The organism is Maribacter zhoushanensis (genome assembly GCF_029350975.1).
GTDB classification, from domain to species: Bacteria; Bacteroidota; Bacteroidia; order Flavobacteriales; family Flavobacteriaceae; genus Maribacter; species Maribacter zhoushanensis.
Genome location: NZ_JARKMR010000002.1, coordinates 704,923 through 731,379, shown reverse-complemented (window position 1 = coordinate 731,379; position 26,457 = coordinate 704,923). Strand labels below are relative to the sequence as shown.

23 protein-coding genes are annotated in these 26,457 nt (G+C 32.8%); 8 read left to right on the top strand and 15 right to left on the bottom strand.

Features of this window, described 5'->3' with window-relative positions; genetic code table 11:
- From PXD56_RS09945 to PXD56_RS09885, 13 genes are all read right to left on the bottom strand, one after another.
- Positions 1-570, bottom strand: a complete 570-nt coding sequence (locus PXD56_RS09945; RefSeq protein ID WP_276493182.1) for a hypothetical protein — start codon at positions 568-570, stop codon at positions 1-3.
- 29 nt (positions 571-599) lie between these two features.
- Entirely contained in the window at positions 600-1,346 is a 747-nt protein-coding gene (locus tag PXD56_RS09940) for a hypothetical protein (protein WP_276493181.1), read from the bottom strand.
- A 65-nt stretch (positions 1,347-1,411) separates the two neighbouring features.
- Positions 1,412-1,948: an ankyrin repeat domain-containing protein gene (locus PXD56_RS09935; protein WP_276493180.1), complete on the bottom strand. Its 537-nt coding sequence runs from the start codon at positions 1,946-1,948 to the stop codon at positions 1,412-1,414.
- Between the two features lie 98 nt (positions 1,949-2,046).
- A complete protein-coding gene (locus PXD56_RS09930) occupies positions 2,047-2,733 on the bottom strand; it encodes a hypothetical protein (protein ID WP_276493179.1) in 687 nt (228 codons plus the stop codon).
- 72 nt (positions 2,734-2,805) lie between these two features.
- A complete protein-coding gene (locus PXD56_RS09925) occupies positions 2,806-3,945 on the bottom strand; it encodes an alpha/beta fold hydrolase (protein ID WP_276493178.1) in 1,140 nt (379 codons plus the stop codon).
- 217 nt (positions 3,946-4,162) lie between these two features.
- A complete protein-coding gene (locus PXD56_RS09920) occupies positions 4,163-5,464 on the bottom strand; it encodes a metal-dependent hydrolase family protein (protein WP_276493177.1) in 1,302 nt (433 codons plus the stop codon).
- Positions 5,465-5,571: 107 nt separating this feature from the next.
- Positions 5,572-5,952, bottom strand: coding sequence for a hypothetical protein (locus PXD56_RS09915; protein ID WP_276493176.1), 381 nt, complete (start codon positions 5,950-5,952; stop codon positions 5,572-5,574).
- A gap of 65 nt (positions 5,953-6,017) precedes the next feature.
- The gene (locus PXD56_RS09910) at positions 6,018-6,581 is read right to left on the bottom strand and encodes a Crp/Fnr family transcriptional regulator (RefSeq protein ID WP_276493175.1); all 564 of its coding nucleotides are present in this window, start codon (positions 6,579-6,581) and stop codon (positions 6,018-6,020) included.
- Positions 6,582-6,872: 291 nt separating this feature from the next.
- On the bottom strand, positions 6,873-9,986 hold the full coding sequence (locus PXD56_RS09905; protein ID WP_276493174.1) for an NACHT domain-containing protein: 3,114 nt from the start codon (positions 9,984-9,986) through the stop codon (positions 6,873-6,875).
- A gap of 98 nt (positions 9,987-10,084) precedes the next feature.
- Positions 10,085-11,722 carry an ABC-F family ATP-binding cassette domain-containing protein gene (locus tag PXD56_RS09900; protein ID WP_276493173.1) on the bottom strand — a complete coding sequence of 546 codons (1,638 nt, stop codon included), beginning with the start codon at positions 11,720-11,722 and terminating at the stop codon, positions 10,085-10,087.
- 94 nt (positions 11,723-11,816) lie between these two features.
- Positions 11,817-11,975, bottom strand: a complete 159-nt coding sequence (locus PXD56_RS09895) for a lmo0937 family membrane protein (protein ID WP_276493172.1) — start codon at positions 11,973-11,975, stop codon at positions 11,817-11,819.
- Positions 11,976-11,977: 2 nt separating this feature from the next.
- Positions 11,978-12,322 (bottom strand): hypothetical protein, encoded by a 345-nt coding sequence (locus PXD56_RS09890; RefSeq protein WP_276493171.1) that lies wholly within the window; start codon positions 12,320-12,322, stop codon positions 11,978-11,980.
- 133 nt (positions 12,323-12,455) lie between these two features.
- The gene (locus PXD56_RS09885) at positions 12,456-13,619 is read right to left on the bottom strand and encodes a DUF3095 family protein (protein ID WP_276493170.1); all 1,164 of its coding nucleotides are present in this window, start codon (positions 13,617-13,619) and stop codon (positions 12,456-12,458) included.
- 258 nt (positions 13,620-13,877) lie between these two features.
- On the opposite strand from PXD56_RS09885, the gene PXD56_RS09880 reads away from it, so the two are divergent.
- From PXD56_RS09880 to PXD56_RS09850, 7 genes are all read left to right on the top strand, one after another.
- A complete protein-coding gene (locus PXD56_RS09880; protein WP_276493169.1) occupies positions 13,878-15,728 on the top strand; it encodes a tetratricopeptide repeat-containing sensor histidine kinase in 1,851 nt (616 codons plus the stop codon).
- Positions 15,728-16,465: a LytR/AlgR family response regulator transcription factor gene (locus PXD56_RS09875; protein ID WP_276493168.1), complete on the top strand. Its 738-nt coding sequence runs from the start codon at positions 15,728-15,730 to the stop codon at positions 16,463-16,465. Before PXD56_RS09880 ends, PXD56_RS09875 begins: the two co-directional genes overlap by 1 nt.
- Positions 16,466-16,572: 107 nt before the next feature.
- A complete protein-coding gene (locus PXD56_RS09870; RefSeq protein WP_276493167.1) occupies positions 16,573-16,983 on the top strand; it encodes a hypothetical protein in 411 nt (136 codons plus the stop codon).
- A 42-nt stretch (positions 16,984-17,025) separates the two neighbouring features.
- Entirely contained in the window at positions 17,026-17,997 is a 972-nt protein-coding gene (locus PXD56_RS09865) for a hypothetical protein (protein ID WP_276493166.1), read from the top strand.
- 12 nt (positions 17,998-18,009) lie between these two features.
- Positions 18,010-18,663, top strand: a complete 654-nt coding sequence (locus tag PXD56_RS09860) for a hypothetical protein (RefSeq protein ID WP_276493165.1) — start codon at positions 18,010-18,012, stop codon at positions 18,661-18,663.
- A 42-nt stretch (positions 18,664-18,705) separates the two neighbouring features.
- On the top strand, positions 18,706-19,875 hold the full coding sequence (locus PXD56_RS09855) for a DUF6882 domain-containing protein (RefSeq protein ID WP_276493164.1): 1,170 nt from the start codon (positions 18,706-18,708) through the stop codon (positions 19,873-19,875).
- A gap of 5 nt (positions 19,876-19,880) precedes the next feature.
- The gene (locus PXD56_RS09850; RefSeq protein ID WP_276493163.1) at positions 19,881-21,377 is read left to right on the top strand and encodes a M48 family metallopeptidase; all 1,497 of its coding nucleotides are present in this window, start codon (positions 19,881-19,883) and stop codon (positions 21,375-21,377) included.
- 70 nt (positions 21,378-21,447) lie between these two features.
- Here PXD56_RS09850 and PXD56_RS09845 read toward each other — a convergent pair whose 3' ends face one another.
- Both PXD56_RS09845 and PXD56_RS09840 read right to left on the bottom strand, forming a co-directional pair.
- Positions 21,448-22,050 carry an MORN repeat-containing protein gene (locus PXD56_RS09845; RefSeq protein ID WP_276493162.1) on the bottom strand — a complete coding sequence of 201 codons (603 nt, stop codon included), beginning with the start codon at positions 22,048-22,050 and terminating at the stop codon, positions 21,448-21,450.
- A gap of 55 nt (positions 22,051-22,105) precedes the next feature.
- Entirely contained in the window at positions 22,106-22,624 is a 519-nt protein-coding gene (locus PXD56_RS09840) for an NUDIX hydrolase (RefSeq protein ID WP_276493161.1), read from the bottom strand.
- A 163-nt stretch (positions 22,625-22,787) separates the two neighbouring features.
- On the opposite strand from PXD56_RS09840, the gene PXD56_RS09835 reads away from it, so the two are divergent.
- Positions 22,788-26,381, top strand: coding sequence for a BamA/TamA family outer membrane protein (locus PXD56_RS09835; RefSeq protein ID WP_276493160.1), 3,594 nt, complete (start codon positions 22,788-22,790; stop codon positions 26,379-26,381).
- Positions 26,382-26,457 lie beyond the last annotated feature (76 nt).

The following is a 26,457-nucleotide window of genomic DNA, read 5'->3' as shown; positions in this document are numbered from 1 at the left end:
TTATTTAGTTATCGCCCAATCTTGACCTTCGTATGCTGCCCAAGAACAATCTTCGGGTTTTTTTAAAACACTTTTTACCATTTCAATTAGTTTGAGATCCTCATCTTTAAAAATAGCTTCTCCGTCCATAATGATTGCTCTGCTTAATTCATCATGCATTTTGTCTTTGTTCTGTACTAAATAGTTTAATTGCCCTAGTCTAAGGTGTAAAAACGGATTACCGACAGTGTCTTTAAATTGCATTGCAAAATTGAAATTATCAAAAGCGTCTTCGATCCATCTTTCAGAAAAGCATACTTCTGCGATATGTATAATTACATATCTACCTGCTCTAGTTCTTTTTTGATCATCAGTTAACGATTCATAAATTTTCATAAGCTCTTCAACCCTGGACTTCACATCTAAATTTTTATTAGATGTGATTTTGTCTATCTCTGTTACTTTATCTGCTATTGACTTTGGTATGTCAATGTACTGCTTGATTTTTGAAATGTTCGCTTCTTTTTTAGATTGTAATTGAACAGTTTCTTGTTTTTTGTCGCGTTTCTTTAAAAAGTCAAATAGCCCCATATTTTTTCAGTATTTAGAATATCGTTTTCTTATATTTTTTTCATCAGCGGTTTTACCTTATCGAAAAAAGATTGATAGTCATTATTTTCATCATATGTAATACCAGGAAACCCGCAATAGTCAAAACATATTCTTAGATAATTTATGAAAGATGTTTCGTTGACTTCATTCAAGAATCTACCATCTATAGTTTGTTTTTTTGTTATTTCTAAAGAATATGGCTGTCCGCCACTTGCATTATCTTTATGTAAATCATCTGCAGATAGATCTAGAAATGCACATCCAAATTCTTCATCATCAACGTATGGTTGAATATTTTCAATCCAGTCTTCATTAATTACTTCTTCAACTATACTATCTATGCTAGCTACTTGTATAGGATCTGCCATATTCCACATAAATTTAGAATTGGTTTCATAGTCCCACACAAAATTTACGCCGCCAACGATTCTATAAAAATATTTTAGAGATAATGGTACATAGCCGAAGGGGCTTACCGCACTGTCTAATTCTTTTATAAGCGACTCAGTATTTACTAATGGTTTGTGTAAGGGTCTTTCAAAGTTGAATTCGAATTCTGTTTTAAATAGATATCCTATTTCTATAAGTTGATTGTAGATGATTTGTGAATTAAAATGAACTCTTTCAAAGGTTTCTGTAAGTACTTTGTCAATATCAATTTTGTCATCAACACTTAGCGTATCAAAGTCTAATTTTTCTATTTCGTTATAGACCGATGTAGTTTCTCCGTCCATATATCTTTCGTAAAAAGTCATTTTTTAAAAGCTTTAAATGGTTTGTATGTAGGTTATAAGAATCGAAATTTATCTAACTTTTTATGCTAAAGCAAAAACCTTAAGTCCCATTCTTTTTCGTTTTGGTTGCTATCAATACCTTCTCCAATACGGTTTATAATGTCTCTAGGTGATAAATCGTGATTGTTCTTTGTGTCTACAGAACTGCCTTTAGATACCAGATATTTAATAATCTCTTTTTGCTTTTCATTTCCTCTACACATCATAACTGCATTCCATAGCGGAGTATTTCCGTTTTTATTTTTTATATCTATTAATGCTCCATTTTCAATAAGCACTTTTACAATTTCAAAATGAGCGTTCGCTACTGCACAATGTAATGCTGACCTACCATTGGCTCTTGCATTTAGTTTGTTGTCTACATTAAAACCACATTCTAAAAGAAAATTGGTCATTTCTGTTTGTGTGTAGTGTTCTTGATAGCCGTACCCAGCATAGGATATGAGTAGATTGCCTTTGTCATAAGAATCATTAGTGCAAAAGTTAACTCCGTTATTTTTATGTATGATTAAATCAGAAATAGTACTCTCAAAAATTAGACTGGTAAGTTCTTGTAAGGTCATTTGTTTTTAGAGATTTTATTGAGTAGAAGATAACTTCTTAGAGTTCTGAACTAATGCTGTTTATCTGGTAATTGTGTGATGTAGTTTGTGTGCTTATTTTAGATTGTAATAATTTTTAAAACTTCACGCTTTCGGTTGAATAATTCAACATTGTCATTGTCAGTCCATTTTACAACACCTAACAAAGGATAATACTTTGGGTATAATGGTTCTGTTTCAGATACGAGTTCTCTTTTTAGAAGATGTTCTTCCTTATCTAAAATATCAAGGTAAATTCTTAGCGTCTCCATTTCATGTTCAACCCATATACCTGCCTTATGTTTTCTATTTTTAGCACTTCTTAGCTTTCCAAAATAATATTGATTTATAAATTCATCTGCTATACATTTTTTAGCAATTGCATTTATTAAGTTTAAATCTATGGTCTCTGTTTTTTTACTTATTTCTTGAAATGCTCTTACAATGGATTTTAATAAAAAATCAGATTTTTCGTAACTAGACAATGTGAAATATTCATCTAAGTCTTTAAATGGTAATTCTAAAAAAACAACAGAAACGTCATATACCTCATCAGAACAACAGAAGTTTATTTTTTTCTCGTCTTTTGTAAGTGATATACACACCTTCATGATTTTACCACCTATTTTTTTCTTAGACTCAAGTAGTAATCGTAAAAATAGCTCTTGAATTAAATTAGAGCTTATGTTTGCTTTTTTTACAACGTCTTGAGGATAGCCAGACTGGTAAACAAGACTTTGAAAATCAATTTGTAAATCTCTAATCATATTCTAAAGTTCTTTATTAACTGTGATTAAAAATATTTACCCATAAATTAATAAACGGTAAAAACACTGGTATTATTCTTTCAATTTCAACAACACCTCTTTTCCATGTTCATTATCAGGATTTAATGCTATAGATTTCTCATACATTTCTATGGCTTCCGTTTTTTTATCTGCCATCAATAACGCTTCACCATAACTGTCATAAGCATTTGCACTATTAGGAAATAATAGGGTAGTTGTTTTAAATATGTCTAGAGCCTTGTCTAATTCTTGGGTTTGTAAAAAAGAATATCCTAATGTATTTAAATCATGTTCTGATCGATTATGAATCTTAGTTTCAATTGATAAGTCAATAGCATTGTCCAACGCCTTTTGTAAGACTACATTTTGTTGGTTTTTATCTAATGTTTCTGAATAGGCTTTAATAATGGCGTTGATAACTAAAGCAGGATTATCATTAAATACAGCATGGCTGCTGCTTTCAGCTATAATATTAGTTACATTGTTGTTTTTCTCGCCTAAATCAACATGGACTTTTTTCCATCTGTCGGAATATTCTTTTGGATATACCGGGGCAGATTTATCAGGAAAAATATTTGTAACAGGAATGTTTTTAGGAAACTGTTTGTTTCTTAATGAACGCATAATCTCATTGTAATTGAAATTCAAGTAATAATCGCCAGTACCCTTTGGTATGGTGTTTATGTCAACAAACATGTCTCTCATCGCTAAGAAATCTTCATTCCAGAAATCACTTAGGGTTGCATCAATTAAAACAATGGATTTTACGTTCTTAGGATGTTTATTTGCATATAATAAATTATAAAGTCCACCGTAAGAATGTGATACCAGAATAATATCATCATCGTATCCTAATTTTGATAGTCCCGCTTCAAGTTCTTTTATGCCGTTTTCAATTCCGAAATCTGAATCATTTTTTAATGCCGGATTTAATTCACTCTGTCCAAAACCTGATCTGTCATACGTTATTAATGTAGTACCGGTAACTTTATGAATTCTTTCTAAAATAGGTGCCCAAACAGTACTGTTATCACCACCACCTGCTTCAAATAGAATAGGAGTGCCTTCGCCTTTCATAATATTAAAATGCATGTTGTAACCACCAATATCAACTGGTTTATCTAGAGATTGAGCGTGGACGGAGAATGATAAAGAAAAAATTGTTAAGAAGGCAAAATAGAACTGTTTCATTTTTATGAGGTTTAGTTGATTAGTTAGCTGTAATAAATACTTATTCGCCTAACACACAATAATTAAGCCAAGAATTGCAGATAAAAATTATAGTAATAATGTAATAATCCAGCTAAAAGTATTTAATTCTAAACACGATATATTTTTAAGAAAAATAGGAGTGAATCTAGCTGTTTACGGTAATAGGAATTAGTGCGGTTTAAAATGACTAAGCATTTTATTCTATTTCATTCTCATATATTTTACCATCTTTCATTACAAATACTACATTGTCTAAAGCTGTGATGAAATCATTATTGATATTGCCCTTTACGGCTATAATATCTGCATTTGATTTTGTCGTTAACTGACCAATTTGGTTATCTTGTCCTAAGAAAAGAGCTGAGATATATGTGCTAGATTGAAGTATATCCAAAGGCTTCATGCCTGCTTCTGCATAGTATCTAAACATGTCTTTAGATGATTTTCCCCTAGATACTTTTATATCCGTGTAATTATCAGAACCGGCAACTATTGGCACTCCTCTTTCAATAGCCCTTTTAAGTCTTTTATTCATTCTTTCTACATAACCATCGATCCAATCAATGTCATCTTCATCATAACCGGCTAAAGCTACATAAGTATCCATGTACGTTTTACTATTTTCTGTAGGAACGAGAAAAATTTGCTTTTCAGACATCATATCTAAAGTGCTATCATCTAAGTTAAATCCATGCTCTATACCATCTACGCCAGCTTCAATGGCATTTAAGGCGGACTGATTTGTAATTGAATGAGCGGTAACTTTTAAATTGTATGAATGTGCTACGTCAACAATAGACTTTATTTCTTCAACAGTTAAATAAGTTTTGTTGGGTATATTATCTGCACAAATTTTAATGACATCAACATTTTGGTTTACATGTTCGCGAACTGCATTTTTTGCATCCTCAACATTTTTAATGATTCGGTATTCTAGCTCAACTATATGCTGATGCTCTGGCAAAACCCCATAAATTTGTCCACCTTCAGCAGCTAAAATAGGACCCGATGCAAAAATACGCGGACCTTCTATAGTGCCTTCGTTAATAGCATCTCTAAGCGCTACATCAAGATATAAACCAGAGTTTCCAAGATCCTTTATGCTGGTTATTCCTTCAAGTAAATAGCTTTTGGCTCTTTTTGCTCCACGCAACGTTCTCAAAGCATCACTTTCCATTGTAAGGGAATGAACGCTATGCTCTGCAAAATCTTCATTAGCCTCTTGAGAAAAAAGAACGTGGGTATGTGCATCTATTAATCCAGGTAGTACAGTATAAGCAGTTAAATCTATTACTTCGGTATTATCAGGCAGAGATTTAAAATCACTAACGTCAACAATTTTAGTTCCTTTAACATGTATAAGCTTATTTTTTAATAATCTGTTGTTTTTACTATCGTAAAGGGTACCCGCTTTTATGTAGGTGCTTTTTTGTTGTGCTATTGATTTTAATGGCAAAAATGCCAACAGAATTACTACTAAATAATATCTTTTTTTCATGTCTTGCCAATTCGGTTTAAGCTTACAGTTCAGTGAATGGTAAGTTCACTGACGCTGACTCCGAATTTAGTAAATAAATGGCAAGAAAAGTTTTAACTATGTTCTAGTTATGAATTAGTTGTAGAAGTTTTTTTCAAAGCTATTGTTTGGTTTACTCCCATAAACAAAACTATGAGTGCTATTGCTCCAATAATCCAATTTCCTATTGGTGTTATGGCAAACGGATTTAGTAGTATTAAAACTAGACTCCCTAGAACCCAAGTGTAATCTTGAACTATAATCCAAATGACCGCTAGTTTTCTTTGTTTACCTATTTCATACCATATGGTAAGGGAAAAGTATATTAAGATAACCCCTGTAACCCAGAAAACAGTGTTATTGTCAGTTCCAAACAGTTTTGCCAAAGACTTATGTGATAAAATCATTATTGCCCCTGAGATGCTTGAAAAAATGGCATTGATTTTTAATGAATTTTGCAAGTGGTTCATTTAAAGAAAATTTTGTTTGTGCAAATTTCTCTAAACAAAGCCTAATCTCTCTTGACAAATGGTAGTTAATGCATTTTTCTTAATCTACTTAAAGATTCTGGTGTAATGCCTAACATTGAAGCAATATATTGTAAAGGAACATATTTAAATAGTTCAGGTTCTTCTTCAAGCAATTTATTATAACGTTGTTTTGCTGTTGTATGTAATTGAGAAAACATGCTCTGTTCCAATAACGCAAAAGAATTAGCTAGTAAAATATTATCGAATTCTAACCATTTAGGTTCTGTCTTATTTAGCTTAAAATGATGCTCTCTGTTAATGGTATACAGTTCACAGTCGGTAATTGCTTGTATATTCCAGTTGTTGCTGGTTTCAAATATAAAACTGGATAATGATGTAATAAACTTGCCTTGACTACCGATCCAAAACGTAATTTCCTTACCATCTACAATATCATACATTCTCATATGGCCAGATGCTATAAAAGCCATTTGCCTGCAGATTTTACCAGATTTAAGAAAGAACTCTCCTTTAGTCACTTTTAAGGGTGTAAAAACGTTAAGAATGTTTTCCATTGAGCTGTTCTCAATAGCTACATGACTTAAAATACAGTTTTTCAATTCTTCCATAGTGTACTATGCTACCATTTTATGTTTAGTTGGTACGTAAAATTGCGAACACCTAACATTTAATTATGCGCTATTTAAATACTATGATTTACATGGCGATTTAAAGATTGGTGTGCTATGGTAATATAGTATTGTGTATTTATTATAGAAGGTAACGTTCAGTATAAGAAATCGTAGGGGAGTTTGAAACTCTACCCTTTCAATTTATCATTTAGCCAAGTCAAAAATTTTTGTAATTATTTTTCTTTTTTCGTTATCAAAATTTTGGTTTGGCGGTTTTCAACCGAAACTCTAAATTTTCAATTTACCGCCAGAACCCCTATGTTTTTTAGCCCTTGTTGTGTGTAATCTTTCTGTTTCTTTTAATATTATACCTAGTTCTTTAGCGTATTCTACAATGTGATTTTCAGATCTTCTAAATTTTGTATTCTCTTCAATTAATACTTTTTCTATTTCAGCTTTATCAAAAGATATTTTTAAATGAACACTAAGAAAAACAGAGACTAGCTTGTCGTATTCGTTTAATGGAGAATTAAACTTTTTTGTAACAATATTTACAATGTTATCAATGCCTAATATTGTTTTACTCATCTTGATTTTAGGGTTTAATAATGTTTTTATTGCCCATGTACATATTCTATTAAGATTTTTTGAATCGTCATATTTACTCCAGATCCCAAGAAGTCCTTTAAGAAGGTCTAGTCTTAATTCATCTGGAAGATTAAATGATTCGTTAAACCATGCAATACTCCAAAATGTAGGTAGAGACAGATGTTTGTCATTAGATTTTATAAAAAATAATAGTTTTTTTGCTATTTCTGTAAAATCATATTGTTGTTTGTTAATAGTACTATTGGAGTTTGATAAATTTTTGTTTTCAAAACAAAACATCATTAACCCAAATAATGCAATGGTTTGCATTTCTTTTTTGGAGTTATTTAAATCAATTAATATTGAATCTAAAATTTTCTGTTCATTTTTTTTTAACTCATTTATATATACTTCTCCAATTAAACTGCCAGTAGGTATCGAGAATTTATCATTAAACTTATCAAAATATATTTTATGAATTTTTTTCTTGAAAGCATCTTTAAACTTACTGCTTAAAATTGTATCTGTTGCAGATTTATCTCTTATTCTATATCTGCTTTTAGAATACCATTCAATAGCATTGTCAAGCAAGTCTGGAGTGATTTGAATCTCATTGGCAATACAACTACCTAAAAGTTCAGCAGGTGAAATTGAATTTCTTTTTTCATTTAGTTTATTAATATCTTCATCATCTGTAAATGTTGATAATTCAATTAAGTGTTGTATTAATTCTTTGGAATCTCTTTTTAATAAAACTGCAACTAAAGGGATAACTTCCTTCCAACTTTCGTCCGCTATGTGAGGTTTGATAATTTCAAGTGTTGTTTTATCGACTTCTGTTTTAGGTAAGAACTTTTCTACTACTGCTTTTGCCGTTAAATGTTCTTGAAAACTTAGGTGTAAAAATTCATATATTTGAACAATTTCACCAGAATCATTTTTTTTATGTCCTGACATTATTAACAAACTACTTCTAGATTCAACTCTTTTGATAAAATCAGGAATACTAATTTTGGTGTAACCTAATATGTCAGGCATTTGTTTACGAGCAGATAAAAGACACTTTTTTAGATCATTTAATGTAATTGTTTGTTCTCCTCTTGAAGTCATCCAAAATGCTACATATGCTAATTGAGGTTCTGCCTCTTCAATATCCAATTGTTCATGCCCCTCAACATTCCAAGTAACCATTAGAAGCTTAATCATTTCTTGATATAAAACACTTTTTCTTGTCGGTAGATAGCCTGCCCATCTTTTTACAAAAAGTAAGGTTGTCAATAGAAGTGGATTTTCAGCTAATGTTTTTATTCTGTTATCATTAACAATAATCTTTGCTAGATTAATAGCTTCTTTTTTAGTCTTTTCTGAATTGTCTACAATTTCTGAATGCCATTTTACCGATAAGCTTTCAATTTCTATCGAATTAAGTGGAGCTAATTTGTAATTAGAACAATAGTTTACTAGTATACCTCCAACAGCTCTAAACCCAGCTTCTCTTGATGTTATTACAATATGTATATTGGGGTAAGTAGCTATAAATGTACGCAATTGATTAACGAATGAAACTCTATTTCGATCATCTGAAATTTCATCAAGGCCATCTATCAATAAAAGAGCTGTTCCTTTTTGTAAAGAATTTGAGACTATACTGATAAACGCATCTGTACAATCATTTATTTCTGCACGATTTGGGATGTTATGAATGATTTCTGTTATGCTAGAAGATACTTTTTCTCCTAATTCTCTACAACGAATAAATATTGGAAACCATTTTTCTTTAGGAAGGTTGTCATCAATAAGTTTTTTTCTAGAAGAGAATGCATATGCAACTGCTAACCGTTTTATTAATGTTGACTTGCCCCCTCCAGGTTTTGCTAAAATTGCTAATCTACTATTCTTATTTAAGACATTGCCGATATTTATTCTTTCACCTTCTATAAGGTCATTGAAATCCTTTTGTTGGTTCGATATCATTTCCAAACTTGGAGTTATGAAAATTTTTTCCAACCGAACTTTTACCGATCCTGCATCCTTATCGGTTGGTAAACCCTCAAAATGAATTTCACCACATTCATTCTCTAAATATTTAAAATATTTCTTTTGAGTTTCTAGTACTTTTGGAAGTTTGTTATTACTACACAAAACTTCTAATCCTGTAAAGTTTTTATCTAACTTTTTGTCGAGTCTTATAATTTCATCAGATAGTTCTTTGACTAAGAGCTTTCCTTCTGCATGAACAAATGCGACATGTGTTATTTTCTGACCGTTTGAATAATATATTGCCCAGACCCAACCTTTATTATATGCTACTAAGTCGGCTGACATTTCAAGTGTGAGTGAATTAGTGTTTACAGAGGTAATTGCTTTTTCTAAAGGAACTATAATTCTCCCTTTTACTAATTCATCAATGATTTGTTCTGGTTTTAAAAGAATTAATCTTTCATTATTATTATCTAATTCTTGTTCTATCGCAGTCTCTTTGTAGCCTGAAAGAGATACAAAATAGCCAGTAACACTATGGTCTTTGTATATGTCTGATTTAGAGTATTTTCTTTTTTCTGCATCCAAAGCACCTACAAATTTATTTATGTCGCTCCCACCTATTGTAGCTTTGTGAGCTTTGCATTCTGCTATTGCAATTTTATTTTCAATCCTATGAACAGTCTGCAAATCAATTTCTCTGCCTGATTTATGAACATCAAACCTCGGTTCATCATAACCTAAAGCATGGAATAAATCAGACATTAATCGACAAAATAAATCACCTTTTTTATTATGAGTTAGTTCTAATGCAATTATTTTTCTAAATTTCATATTATCTTGGTTAGCCTACATACAACAATTGTATATAACACTTGTTATATATATCTTTTATATCTACAATTTAGCTATTTAAAAAAATTAAAGAAGAATTACTTCATCAAATTAATTTCAGCAATGCTCTTAATTCTGTTGCGCTCTAAGAAAGCATCAACAGTTTCAAAGTGTTCAATAACGCGCTGCTCTTTGAATTCAAATACTTTTTGCGATAATCCTTGTAGAAAATCTCTATCGTGAGATACTAGTATAAGTGTACCATCATATGTTGCCAAAGCTTCTTTTAAAACATCTTTAGATTTCAAATCCAAATGATTGGTAGGCTCATCTAATATTAAAAGGTTCACGGGTTCTAATAATAACTTCACCATTGCCAAACGTGTTTTTTCTCCACCGGAAAGCATGCTAACTTTTTTATCGATATCATCGCCACTAAACATGAAACGTCCCAAAATATTTTTAATTTGGTTACGTATGTCCCCAAAAGCAACCTCATCTACGGTCTGGAAGATGGTTAAGTCCGGATCTAACAATGACGCCTGATTTTGGGCAAAGTAACCTACTTTAACATTATGACCTAACTGACAAGTGCCTTCTACGGGAATTTCGCCTAAAATGGCTTTAATCATGGTAGATTTACCTTCCCCATTACGCCCTACAAATGAGACTTTCTCACCTCTAGCAATAGACATATTCGCATCTTTAAAAACAATATGGTCATTATAAGATTTAGAAACATCTTTTACCGTTACAGGATAATCACCAGATCTTGGAGCGGGAGGGAAGCGGAGCTTTAATGAAGAGTTGTCTATTTCATCTATCTCAATTATTTCTAACTTTTCTAACATCCGTTCTCGTGATGTTACTTGATTGGTTTTAGAGTAGGTGCCCTTAAAACGTTCTATAAATGCCATATTATCGGCAATGAATTTTTGCTGCTCTTGGTAGGCTTTTATTTGATGTGATCTGCGGTCTTCTCGTAATTGTAAATAATGGCTGTAGTTTGCCTTATAATCATAAATACGCCCCATAGTAACTTCAATGGTGCGGTTGGTAATATTATCAATAAACGCCCGGTCATGAGAAATGACCATTACGGCATTGGCTTTGTTCAACAAAAAATCTTCTAACCAAATAACAGACTCTATGTCTATGTGGTTGGTAGGCTCATCTAGAAGAATTAAATCTGGCTTTTGTAATAGAATTTTAGCCAATTCAATCCGCATTCGCCAACCACCACTAAATTCATTGGTTTGCCTAGTAAAATCTTCTTGTTTAAATCCCAGTCCTTTTAGGGCCTTTTCAACTTCTGCATCATAATTAACTTCATCTAAGGCATAGTATTTTTCACCAAGATCAGATACTTTTTCTATAATGCTCATATAAGCATCACTCTCATAATCTGTTCTAGTCTCTAGTTCTTTATTGAGCTTTTCCATTTCATCGCGCATGCTAAAAACATGCTTAAATGCCTTGGCGGCTTCTTCAAAAACAGTGCAATTATCCTCTGTCAGTAGATGTTGTGGTAAATATGCTATTACGGCATCTTTTGGTACTCTTACATTACCACGTGTACCTTTTTGCTCACCAGCAATAATTTTCATCATTGTAGATTTACCCGCTCCGTTTTTACCCATTAGGGCAATTTTATCGGTGGGGTTTATGACGAAAGATACGTCACTGAATAGGGTGGTGCCACTGAATTCTACGGCTAGGTTATCTACTGAAATCATGCTATAAATTTAAAAATGCAAAACTAATAATAAGTTGTGGTGCTTGTTAAAAACTGCATTAAAAACTTATAGCGCTACTCTCAAAGTTTTAGTTTTAGGTGCTGGTCTTGTTACTCAACCAATTGTAGATTAATAGTACTACCGCTAATAAAAGAAGAAGGTGAACTAAGGCTCCCATTACTTTAAATACAACAAAACCCAATACCCAGCTTATTACCAATGCGGCAACTAAAATGTATATTATATTTTTCATGTTTATTTATTTACGGTCCAGTTCATAATTTCATCGTGAATCTCTTGTTCAGATTTTTCTCTTCTTTTTGCAATTGTACTTATTAATGCTTCAACACTGTCTTGCTCTCCATTATCATCAATATCCTGTGTTTCGGGAAAATTTGATAAGTATTCATCTCTTACTGCTAACCACTGCTTTTCTAAATGTAAATCATATTTTGCCGTGGCTACTCCGCCATTGTTTACCGGTTTTCCTATGGCTTCGTTTACATTTCTGTTTTTGGAGACCCCTTTGTTTTGCATAGTATCATTTTCTAAGCCGCCTGTACTTTTTGTTTTGTGAATGCTTTTATCTTCTGTAATCATTGGTATAATTTTAATTATTACTAATGATAGCAAGGTACCCACACGTGTACACATAGATTTGCTCTAATATTATATTAATTGACTTAATAAAAATGAGGATGTCATTGCTCTATGCAATAATCAGGGGCAGAATTTATTGGGGACTTGCCTTTTTCTTGACCTTAAGCATTTTTGCTGCAGACGTGTAGCCACCTTCTGTGCCGTCTACAAAATGGGAGTGACTGGTTTTCATATCCAGTACATAGCAAGACATTACAGATGCATGCGTAACATGAATACCATATTTTATTTTATGTTCGCTCTCTAGTTGGTCTAGGTAATCTATGAATAAATCTATTTTATCTTGCTCTGCCGTAAAAATGGTATTAATCATGCCGTCTAGCATAAAGGAATGTGATAATTGACCAATTTGCTTTAAGTATTGTTTTCCGCTTTTTGATAGGCTAAAATATGCACGGCCGATATTGGTCTTGATCCAATTTTTAAAGAAGTAGAACCAATTTTTATCTGCAAGACTCACTTTCATTTCTTCCCAAATCTTATATAAGCTGGCGTCTAGTTTTAGACGTTCACTCTTTATGGGTTGCCGATCTGTAAATGACCCGAAGATATCATCCATTTTGGTAAGCACCTCTCTGTACACATCTTGTTGCGCTTCTTCTTTGACGGCATCTAGTAATAAGCAAACAACCTTGGCTTTGTTTTGTTCAGGATTCACTTCTTCCCATCTGCACTCCATTCCTTCTAAATTCAATAAATTTCTATTGAATTCTGAATTTGATAATTCTTTAAAATTAGATTTTATGATTTCTTCAGCTTTATGTAAACCGTTGCCAAGAATTATGGGAATGGTTAGCCGTTGGGTCAGTTGGTGTTTGGCAATCTTAAGATGACACTGTTTTGATAGCAGGTCTTTTACAGGAACATAACCTACCCGTAATATCAATTTGGTCTTTATCTTAATATGAACGCTGTAATTGTCTAGCACGGTTATTACTTTGTCAAGTAGGCTAGAAGGTATGAGGAAAGTAGCGCCGTCACCACCAAAAAAATAAGGAATTTCTATATTCTGTTTAAATTTACGAACGGTATTCAGTACGGAGATAATACTACCCGTTGCCGTTAAATTTACTTGATGATGATTACCATCTACTACTGCTTGCGTGGAATTCTGTATGTCTACAACAACCACATGCCATGTTTGTGGCACATCTAAAAAATCAGAATCACTCGCTAATAATTCTGCAAGTGGTTTTTTAGACTTCTTGAGTTCAGTATAGAATTTGGTGTTTTTCATTCACTAATGGTTGCTCATATTTTACAGTGAAATTACAAGAATATTCTTTTATTCAACGCTAATTGAAAAAAGCTTGTGAGATAGGTTGAATTTCTTTTTTGGTCTAGAAACAAGTTTTACACATCGCACATAAATTTAGCAAAGTATATTAATACACATATTCTAAAATATTTAACTAAAACCACTTAGCAAAATAGTCATATAAACATAGATGATTCCTTATTTTAGCAGGCTCAAACCACACCCAGATTTATCAATATGCCTGTAATTTACTTGAGCTCAAGACGATTAAGTTTCTGCGCTTTTCTTTTTCTATTATTTTTTTCGTGTACTAAAGATGATACCATACGCCCAGGCATAGAAAAGAGTTTACTAGTCATAGATAGCTTAACTCAAAGGCAACCTGAACGATCTCTTTTAAAGCTTGATAGTTTATTGCAGAATACTAAGCAATTGACAACCCTAGAAGAAGCTACATTGTTGTTCAATAAGGGAGAAGCTTTATATCTAAACGATAAATATCAAGAAGCTTTTAATACCCACAGCAAATGTCTTGAGCTATTTGTAACGTTGAACGATACATATAACGAAAGTAGAAGTCTAATTACGTTAAGTGGTGCTTCTTTACATATGGGAGATGTAGAGACTTCACAGATATATGCGTTAAAAGCTTTGAGCCTAGCGCAATTAATAGGTGATAAGCGCATTGAGGGTAAAGCATATAATCAGCTGTTTAAACTTCATTTTCAGCTTAAAGATTACGATAAGGCCTTAACATACATACGTGCTACCGACAGCCTTTTTGCTATTGGTAATGATACTACCTCTATTATTGCCATTAAGGGGAATATGGCAAGCGTTTACCTAAAGCTGAAGGAATATAATAAAGCGCTAACCAGTTTTTCTGAGGCCATGACCTTAACGCAATCTCAGAAGGACCCCAAAACCATGGTCAGTATTTTGAACAATATTGGTTATACCTATATAGAGGCTGGCGAGTATAATAGCGCAGAAAAGTTTTTAAGAGGTTCTGCTACCTTGAACAAGAATATAAAAGCTATCAATGCTGCACCTTACAAAGGCTTGGGAAATTTGTATCTGTTACAATCAGAGAATGACTCGGCAAAGGTAAACTATGAAAAAGCGTTACAGATATATACTGCTAATCATAATCTAAAAGAAGAAATAGAGGTTAGGGATAAATTGATTGCGATTTCTATTATGAACGGTGATTATACCACGGCACTAGACCACCAAATAGTTAGAGATAGCTTACAGCTAAATGTGAGTACTTTAGAAAAAGACAGGCTTTTAAACTTTGCGAACGTAAATTATGAGGTAAAGCAGAAAGAGACAGAAATTAGCCATCAAAAAGAAATTAATAGCAGAAATCAATTGCTTTTGGCAAGTGCGGTTATGCTCTTTGTTCTTATACTAATTGCTACGGGATTCTATATCTACAACACCAAATTGAAAGCGGCCAATAAAGCATCTAATCTAGAGCAGAGCCTTTTGCGGGTACAAATGAATCCGCATTTTATATTTAACACCTTGGCGGCTATTCAGAATATAACTTTAGAAGGTAATCCTATAAAATCATCGAACTACATTGCTCGTTTTTCTAAACTTATTAGGCAAAATTTCGATTATGTACGAAAGGAATCCATCACTCTTGATAAAGAGATTTCTATGATTAAGAACTACATAGAAACCCAGCAATTACGCTTTAACAATGTGTTTACCTATGCTGTTGAAGTTGAAGATGAAATAGATATCAACACTATACAGGTACCGCCAATGCTATTACAGCCTTTTGTGGAGAATGCTATAGAATACGGTTTAAAAGAAAAGAAAGTGGGTGGGGAACTTCTTCTCAAAATAGATAAGGATGTTGAAGGACTCTTATTCGTTATCCTAGATAATGGATTAGGTAGATCTACAAAGGCAAAGAAAGAAAAGCTGACCGAAGAATTACATGCCACATCTATATTTTTAGAGCGTTTAAAAATGAGAAAAAAGGGAGAGGAAAAATCTTTTGTAATTAAAGATCTCTACGACGAAGACAATAAACCTACTGGAACCAAAGTATATTTTAAATTGAAACTCTAATGATAAAGGCAGTTATAATAGAAGATGAGTTTAATGCACTTAATACTTTAGATAAGCTCATTACATACACTCAAAAAGATATAGACGTCATTGCTAAAATAGATAATGTTGAAGAGGCTATATTGTTTCTAAAAGATAACCATCCTGATCTTGTTTTTTTAGATATTGAACTTATTGGTGGTAATGCCTTTCAGATATTAGAATCTTTGAACAGTATTGCTTTTAAAATCATTTTTACTACCGCCTATGATGAGTTTGCAATTAAAGCCATAAAATTTGATACTATAGATTACTTGTTAAAACCAATAGATTCTGATGAGCTATCTGCTTGTATTGATCGGTTTAGAGTAGGGTTCAAAAAAGAACAGGTATATAAAAATGCCGTAGAGAAGGTATCTGAACTTGATGAGAAAGAATTACAAAAGACTTTATTGATCAAAACTGCCGATGCACAGTATTTTCTTCAAATAGCAGATATTGTCCGTTGCCAGTCAGACGGTGCCTATACTACCTTTCATACTACGGATAAAAAGATAATGAGTGCTCGTAATCTAAAGTACTATGAAAACATATTAAGTGAGCACACTTTTGTTCGTGTTCATCAATCTCATTTGGTGAATGTAAAATATATAAAGGCAGTGAATGCCAATAATACTGTTCGTCTTTCTAATGATGAAACCATACCGGTTGCAACACGTAAGAAATCGTATTTGAAACAGATTTTAGATACTTTGTAACGGCAGATATAAAACAGAGGTATGCACTTATAAAACGAATTTAAAACCTACTAATTCAAGCTATAGTTTTGAGGTAAATAAACAAATAACCCTTAAAAATATAGATCATGGGATTAAAAGAAAATCGTTTTACAAAAACCTTTCAAGAAGAGCAATTTCCAGAGTTAAAAGCTCAGGTTATTGAAGCTGCAACGTTTAATGTTCCTTTAAACATTGAATGGGAAACTTTATTTGAAGATCGCTTTATGCATCTTTACAATGACTCTTATCCAAAAATTTATTTCTTACCGCTTATAGCTGCTTTAAAATCTATTACTGCAGATGATATGGGTAAAGAGGCTTTAGCAGAAAGTTTAAAAGAAATACATATTACAAATACCAAAGACCACCATAACCCTAAGAACGGATTTACTTTTGCTGACGGAGTATTAACTATTGATCATAGTCCTATTTTAAACGCAGATAATGTTGAAGAGCGTACTACTGTATTGTCAGAATTATTAGAAAATAATTTGTAGTCACCATTTACAACTAAAGTGAAATTGGTTAAAAATAGAGCTATGTTCAAATTCTTTATATGCGTTATTGTACTTGTTGTTTTATTGTTTGTGGTAAGCTTTAAGTTGTCTGATGTTAAAGCAAAAAGAGACCTTGCGGCACACCTACATGAGTATCATAACAATAAGTATGAAATTCTAACTTTTAAAAGAAACTTTAATGCTGCCAACATGAACCCTAATCTTTATTGGGTAGAGTTAGAGCTGAAGGAAAATAAAGAGATAATTATAAGTTTTGAGTGGAATGCAAAGAATAAAGATTTACATTTTTCTTTTCATAATAGTAAAGATAGAAGCATAGAGTCTTTGACCCGATATCAACAAGAGGTGATTGTTTTAGAAAAAGAATTACTAGCGTTGCTTAAAGATGATGCCTTAAATGTTGATGTAGATGTTTTTAACCACACTTTAGATGTAAGCTTAGAAGCGGAGCCTACCTTAGATGACTTTCATTATTTTTCAGAAAAAATATGCAAAGTTGTTACCAATTACCCAGATGCTTGGGATTTAGAGGGGCATGTGTATTTTAAGATCAAAGGTGAAAAAAAGGGTTTTTATGAACTTATACTTATACCTAATACTATTGACGATAGTAATGATTCGTTTAGATATAAGCACAACGCCATAGTTACTAATAATTATGGCTCTGTAAAAGCGGAGTACATTGATCAGGTAATACAAAAAGAATTTTCTAAACCTGATGCTCCTGTTTATCTGAATCAGATATGGGTACATCAAAAATGTTTTAACACATTTTACATTTCCTTTACTAAGCATGCGCCCCAAGAAAATGCTACTGAAAATAATAGGTTGACAGAAGGGGTGGGAGTTGGTGTGGTAAAAATGACTTACCCAAATCTAGAACTGGATACCTATACTTATTACGATTATAAAACCACCTCTAAAGAAGGTATTAACCACTACTTAATTAGTCAGTTACCAGAAGATTATCAATTTCTGGTCTCAGAATCATAATTACATAATATCATGGAAAAATCATATTACCAGGCGTTTGTAGCACAAACGCCAGAAGAAATTCTATTGTCCGTTTTTAAGAAAGAGGAAGATGTACTGGTTGGAATTTCATTGGATGACGGAGCCTACTTAGAAGGTATTGTATTAGATATTTCTAGAGTAGACGGTCACCTTAAATCTGTATGTATTCTATTACCAGAAAATAGGGTATCCTATTTTAATATTCATCGCATTTCGATGATAACGATTAAGCAACCTAAGAAAATGGTAGTAGAACTATCTAAAGGTGCAATAAGTAGACCTATTACCACAACAGATGAAAAGCTGACTGTTTTACAACTTAAGCGATGGTTGTTGAATTCACTGAACGAATTGGGTGGTCAAATACAAGAATTTAATATAGAAAGTATTCCTGTAGATGATTTGAACAACAGATTAAACGTACAAGATGTTTTTGGGGCACTTATTACTGTTGTACCCCAAATCACTGCAGATGCTTTAGGTAAAGATGCCTGGTCTAACGTTGAAAGTATTGTCTTAAAACAAGCAGAAACATTACAGCTAGAAATCACAGATAAAGTACTGACAATTTCTATAGCCATAGATAAAGCATTGCCTAATAAACTATCTGAAGTTATAGAGGATAAGCTTCTTCAAATATTATAAACAAACAACAAATCATTTATCAATAATTAAAATTAAAACAATATGGGACTTAAAGAAAAAAGAATAATTAAAGCATTTGAAAACGATTTATACCCTGCATTACAGGCTGATATTAATGCAGCTGCAGGTCATAATGTAGATATGGAGATTAAATGGGATACCTTACAGGAAAATCGTTTTTCTCATATATATAACGATACATTTCCAAAAATATATTTTCTGCCATTAATTGAAGCTTTTAAAGCCATATGTGTAGATGATATGGGTATTGATTTTTTAAAAGCAGGATTGAAAAAGGTAATCATCATTAATGAAAATGATCACCATAATGAAGAACGTGCTATTACTTTTGAAGATGGTGTTCTAAAAATTGATCATAGTCCGGTAATTAACGCAGACAAGGTTGAAGACCGTACTGCTAGAATTGTTTCTTTATTGGAGGATAAGCTAGAGTCTTTTGCTGAAGCCGGAAATTCCAATACTACTTCAGCATCTGCCGAAAGTACAACGAATGAATCTACTGAAAGTACACAAAAGAAAACAATCGACATTAATGAAATGTACAACCGATCTTTTGTAACATCTTTAGAGAAACAAGAGATTTTCAATGAAATGGTTAAGGGATTGGACTGGAGCTGTGATATGGCTGAAGGTAAACTAACTTTCGGAGAAGATAAGGTATTTGATATTCAAGTATTTGGTACATATTCAGAGAATGAAAAAAGTTGGATGTGGGCATGGGCAAATACACAAAGCGGAATATCTGAAACATTTTTACAGACCTCTTTAGCGGTAAAAGCATTTGGTGAAGCATTAAATATAAGTGATTTTACTACACCTAAGTTAGAAGTAAAAAGTGATCCCGGTGCGTTTTTTGCTACCATTGCAACGGCATCGATAGGTGAAAGTTGCTATGTACCCTTAACTTTTAAAGGTGTCATAGTTTATGTAACCATAAAATCTGAAGAAGCAGATAGTAAAGCTAATAATACAGCTGACTCAATTTGTTCTCATATTTCAAAAGTAACGTCAGAATATAATTTTCCTCATAAGTTTAGCCTATACTTTTATCTAAAAGCCAAAGGCTATGATGTAGAGTTACCAGGTAATAATCTTGTGGCGAAAAAAGGAGAAGATCAAATTTTAGGGATTTTTGACCTTAAAGGAAAATTAATGAAAATTTCAAATTCAAAATTAACCACTCAAGTTTAAAAACTATGAATACATATACATCACAAACATTAGCAGATTTAGAAAAGGAACACCAGGCGGCAATACATACGGCACAAGAAAGAATGTTGACCGAATTGAATGATGCGCAAGCTTCTGGTAATCTTGAAAAAATACAAGAAGCTAGTGTAGTTTTTCAAAATATTACTACCGAACTGGCAACCGAATATACCAAAAAAATAGAGGAGATAAATGCTTTGAACCATAAGGAAACCGTAGCTGATGAACCTGAAATTTATACCAATACACGAACAGATATAGATTTAAATTTATTGGTTTATGATGGTGATAGAGATTATGTAATTGAGTTTCAACAAGATGAATTAATACAAGGCACGTTAGAAAAAATAAATCAAAATAGTGGAAAATTCAAATCAAGAAAGCACTTATTAAAATCTAGTCTAAGGTTAACTAAGACTTTGGCGCCTATGCTTCATCAGATTGGAGACCATTGTAAAGATATACTAAAGCTAAAAGCTGATATAGAATTTTTTGTTTATCAGAATGATATGTTTAGTGCATCATGTTATCCGCCAGATGATAATAAATTATATATTATTTTGTCATCAGGTATTTTAGAACGATTTTCAAAAGATGAATTAACCTTTGTTGTTGGGCACGAGATTGGTCACGTTCTATTTGAACATTTTGATTATCCGGTAAGGCAAATTTTAGATACAGGTGAAAATGATTTAGCACCAATACATGCCATGAAATTATATGCATGGAACAGAAATGCAGAAATTAGTGCAGATAGGGCAGGTCTGTTATGCTGTCAAGATTTTGAAGCTGTTGGGCGTACATTTTTTAAACTATCATCTGGTGTAACTACAGACTCTTTAGATTTTCAATTGAATTCTTATATAGAACAGTTTGTAGATTTAGAGGAGGTTTTAAATGATGCCAACCACGATCCTTCAGATTGGTACAGTAGTCACCCATTTAGCCCATTACGAATTAAAGCATTAGAGCTATTTAACAAGAGTGAAACTTATGCCGCTTTCAATGATAGTATTACGGGCGAAATTACCGAAGAGGCAATGGAGGTAGAAATTAAACGAATAATGTCGTTAATGGAGCCAGAAAACCTAGAGGAAGAAGGTGAGCATTCAGAGAAGATTCAGCGTTTAATGTTTTTAGGGGGTTATTTAATATCTAATGCTGATGGTGTGGTAGATGATTCTGAAATACAAGCTTTAAGTAGTATTGTGGCTCCTAAAATTTTCGCCAACTGTATGATGACCATTAAGGGGCTTACAGAAGATGAAATGATCAGTGAAGTGCAACAGCTTACACATGATCTGCATATTGTACTTTCTGTAATGCAAAAACTGAACATTCTAAGAGATCTATCTATAATCTCTTATGCTGACGGTCATATAGATGATAGCGAAGTCAACGTGTTGTATAACATTGCAAGGCTTTTATATATCAATACAGATTTTATTGACCGTGTCATTAGCGATGCTCAAGGTATTGAGTAGGTTCTTTGTTTATGAAGAAAAAGGCAGCAATTTAATATTGCTGCCTTTTTTATTTATACGCATTTATAAATCAAAACCCTAACGCTTCTAAAACTTCAATTTTTGGTAATTCTTTACTTAATATGCTTTCAATAAAAATACCTGATTTGTAACTGCCATCTCTAAAATAGATGATTCCGTATCCGCTCCAAATACCATCTTTGTATTCGCCAATATATTTTATAACATTTTGATAGTTTTCATTACTAAATGGTTTGTAGTTAGACCATTTGGTAATTCCGAATCCGTTTTTTTCATCATTCGTATAAGTACCCATAAAGCTATAATCTAAACCTTGTGACAAGGTCAATCCATTAGGGCTCGTATCTTTCCAATTACTGAAGACGTAACTATTTTCTTTTGGCTTATGTTGAATACCATAACCATTATAATTATGGTTGCTACCCTGACCTATATACCAGCCACCATCTTCTAATTCCCAATTTACAATATCATATTTTTCATTAGTCTCAAGACTATTAGAAGGTCCAAACAACCAATACCAAGAATTAATGTTCTGTAATTTTTCATTTTTATAAAATGCTTCTGTCGCTTCTTTTTGGCGGTCAGTTTGCCCAAATAAAGATTGTGTAGCTATGCTTAAGACTAAAAAGCTTAATAAGGTGTGTTTCATTTATTAGATATTGTTCAATTAATTATAGACGGCATTTTAAAGTGCCAAATAGTTTTTAAGGCATTTGCTTTACCAATAGTTCTAATAGAAAAGTTTCTCTTTCAATAGACATTCCCTTTTTAGAACTTTCAAGCATGGTTTTCTTGTTGTGTGCAATAGCTTCGTATATATTTACCCACTTAGCGGTCATACCATTTTTAATTTCATAATGTTCCATTTTAGAATCGCCTAACACTGTATTAATATCACAGGTGTAGCAATAAGAAATCATATGTTGAATGTCAAAATCTGATTTATGCCAAGGTCTATATTCTTCATATACACCGAAAGGTTTAATGTTTCTTATATCTAAAGCTCCGGTTTCTTCACTCAGTTCGCGAATCATACCTTCAATTTTATCTTCACCTTCATTTAAGCCACCACCCGGTAAACTATAGTCTTCATATCGTTCAGTATAAAGTAGTAAGATAGTATCTCCAGACATAGTAATGCATCTGGTTGCCGGTCTTGTAAAAATCGTTTTGTTATCTAAAGAAATAATATCTGGATGGTAGTGAGTTTTTAAATGCTGCATTAAGGTTTTGTAAGCTAAAAGTCTGTAGGTTTATAATTCTTATTTCGGCCTTCAAAAATAATAAACCTTTTGCCCAAATGAAAAGGAGTCGGTACCGCGTTTTTTATGGCTACTTAAAATTCTTTTTGAGTTAAGAGCCATAGCATGGTCAACGTATTTTTGTATGGACAGTTCATCAACCAAACAAACACTCTACATGCGTATTCATATCATAATTTTTATATTTTTTTTGGTAAATGGTTCTCTGTTTTCTCAAACTACAGAAGAATCAAAATCTACACATTCTAAAGAGGTTTCCCATACTTTTTACATGACTTCAAATGTCGGTAATGTTCCTTTTGAAAATGCACAGAAGGTATTGGAAGAGATTAATTTGGCATCTAAGAATGACGAAAATGCCACTCTATTATTACTGGGTAACACTGTCAATAAAAAAGGATTTTCAGAAAAGGATGAAGAGCAAGGTATAGCAAAGAACTATTTAAAGCCTTTGATGAGTATATGGGATAATTTTAATGGCAATGTAATTATAACCCCAGGACAGAATGAATGGCAAACGGGAGCACCACAAAGTATTGATGATCTAGAATCTTTCTTGCAAGATAATAGCAAGGCAAAATTTTGGCCTAACGATGGCTGCCCTATTGAACGAGAAACTATAAATGATGATGTTGTTCTTGAAATGGTAGATTCTCAGTGGTTTCTTGAAGATTGGGATGATCACCCTTACATAAATCAAAAATGTGAACACAAGACCAGAGACCAATTTCTGGCGGAGTTTAAAGATGATTTAAAGGATAGTCAAGGGAAAACGGTCATTGTTGCCGTATACCAACCCGTAATGAGTAATTCTAAGATTTCTGTAGTAGATAAAATGGGCGGCTTTACACCTCAATCTTATCAAAATAAAGAGAATAGAAATTTACGTGGTAGAATGGAAACTATTGCTAGCCAGTTTAACGATGTTATTTTCGTTTCTGGTAAAGACAGAAATTTACAGTACTTAGAAGATGACGGCATTCCGCAAATTATAAGTGGAGCGGTGGGTAAAACAGAAAGAGCAAGAGCTTCAAAAGATGACCATTTTGAATCTGAGTCAAATGGGTATGCTAAATTAAGTATTTATAAAGATGGTAGTTCTGTAGTAGAACTTGTAGAAGTAAATAATGAATCTAAAGCGGTCTTTACCAAAGAGATTAAAAGAGAGCGCTTATCTATTGATGAGGTTTCTTACCCTGAAAGAACTGGAGCTACAACTGCAAAATCTGCTATTTACACTGATGAGGAAACAGACAAAAGCGGATTTTATAAATGGTTTTGGGGCGATCACTATAGAAGCTTATATAGTAAAGAAATTGTGGCGCCTATTTTACAAATAGATGAGTTACCAGATAACGTAAGACCAATATCAGAGGGCGGGGGAACGCAGTCAAGATCTTTAAGACTTATAGATGATAATGAAAATGAATATACATTGAGGGCGCTGCGCAAGAGTGCATTACGCTTTCTACAGACAAATGCAATAGATAATCATTATGTAGAAGATTACCTTAAAAATACTGTAGCTCAACGCTATTTAATGGATTTTTATACTACTGCACATCCTTACGCACAATTTGCCATGAACGATTTGTCTGAAAGCCTAGATGTATTGCATGCAAATCCTGAAATATATTATGTACCTAAACAGAAAGGTTTGGGCATTTATAACGAAGATTATGGCAATGCCCTATTTATGTTAGAAGAACATGCCGGTGACGAAAATAAAGATTTTGAGACCTTTGGTAACCCAGATGAAATTATTAGTACTACGGATCTTCGTTTAGAGCTAATGGAGACTAAGGATTCTTATGTAGATGAACCAAGTTTTATTCGTGCTCGTTTGTTTGATATGTTGGTGGGCAATTGGGATCGTCATCAAGATCAATGGCGTTGGGCGCAATTTAAAACAGAAGATGGTAAAAAAAGATATGAACCAATACCACGAGATTGGGACCAGGCTTTTCCTAAGTATGATGGTACTATTATCGGTTTGCTGAAATTTACATTTCCACTGCTACGAAAAATGGAATCTTATGATGCTGATGTAAAGAACGTTAAGTGGTTTAATCTTTCTGGATATCCGTTAGATAAGACCTTTATAAAGACAGCAAAGTGGGCAGATTGGAAAGATGAAGTAAAATTTATACAAGAACATTTATCTGACGACGAGATAGAAGCCGCTTTTAGTTCTTTACCTAAAGCTGCGCAAGACAATAGTATAGTAACTATAAAAGAGAATTTAAAATCAAGAAGAGATAAGCTAGAGCAAATCGCGAAAAAGTATTATGAATACTTGAATAATTTTGAAGTGATATTAGGTACTGAGGACGATGATAATTTTTTAATAACGAGAAAGAATAATGGGGAAACAGAAATAACCATTGCTCATGACACTCTAATTTTTAATAACGCTTATTACAAAGACCAAACTAAAGAAATTTGGATATATGGGCTTGATGGTCAAGATTCCTTTAAAGTGGAGGGAGAAGGTTCCAATTTAATTAATGTGAGGATTATTGGTGGCAAGAAAAATGATACTTATGATTTTGAGAATACGAAAAAAGTAAAACTGTATGATTATAAGAGTAAGAAGAATACTATTGTAAACAAAAGTTCAAAAAAATGGCTAACGGATTCTTATGATATTAATACCTATGATTATCAAAAAAGAAAGTATAATGAGAATATTGTTTTTCCAAGTGTTGGTTATGATGGTGACACCGGTTTTAGAATAGGACTTAAAGACCGTTTTACTACATATGGTCTTGCCAATAACCCATTTAAGTCTCAGCATACCATAGGTGCGGAATATTATTTTGCCACCAATGGATTTGCATTAGAGTATAATGCAGAATTTGCTAATGTATTTTATAAATGGAATTTAGGATTTGATGCTAGATACGCTAGTCCTAATTTTACTATGAATTATTTTGGTTCTGGTAATGATTCTCAATATGATAGAGATCAGGATCGCGATTATAATAGGGTGCGTATTAGACAATGGAATTTCTCTCCTTATCTAATCCGAAAAAGTGCGAGCAGTAGTTATTACTTAAAATCATCTTTAGAGTCTTTTGATGTTTCTAATGATGATGAAAGGTTGGTTGGGCAAGTATTTGCAGCTGACAATGATGTATATGAGCAACAGTTATATGTAACGGGTGAATTGGGCTACGGTTATAAGAATGAAAATGATCCCGCATTTCCTAATAGAGCAATGTCTGCAGATATAGCTGCTGGTTATACCACTACAATAAATGGTTATGATAATAGATTTGCATATGTAGCACCTTCTTTGGCATTAACATACCCATTGCACCCAAGTGGTATAGCGGTGCTGGCAACCAAAGTAGCCGGTAAAGCAATTTTTGGTGATGATTATGAATTTTATCATGGATCTGTAATAGGTGGTAACACTAGTTTGCGCGCTTATAGAAACGAACGATTTAATGGTAAATCATCATTTTATCAAAGTACAGACCTAAGGGTAGGAGTAACCCGTTTTAGAACTAATTTTATTCCTATACAAATGGGAGTTAGTGCCGGGTTTGATTATGGGCGTGTATGGTCAGATAATGATAATTCTTCAAAATGGCATAACGATTATGGCGGGTCTGTGTGGATTTCTGGATTTAGTGCACTTACCGGCAATTTAGGATTGTACCACGGCGATGACGGAAATCGTTTAGTATTTAGTTTAGGTTTTAATTTCTAATTACATCCACTTTAGAAGTAAGCTAAACTTTAAACCTTGTTAAAATAGACTTGAAATAGTCTTCTCTTAGAAAAGA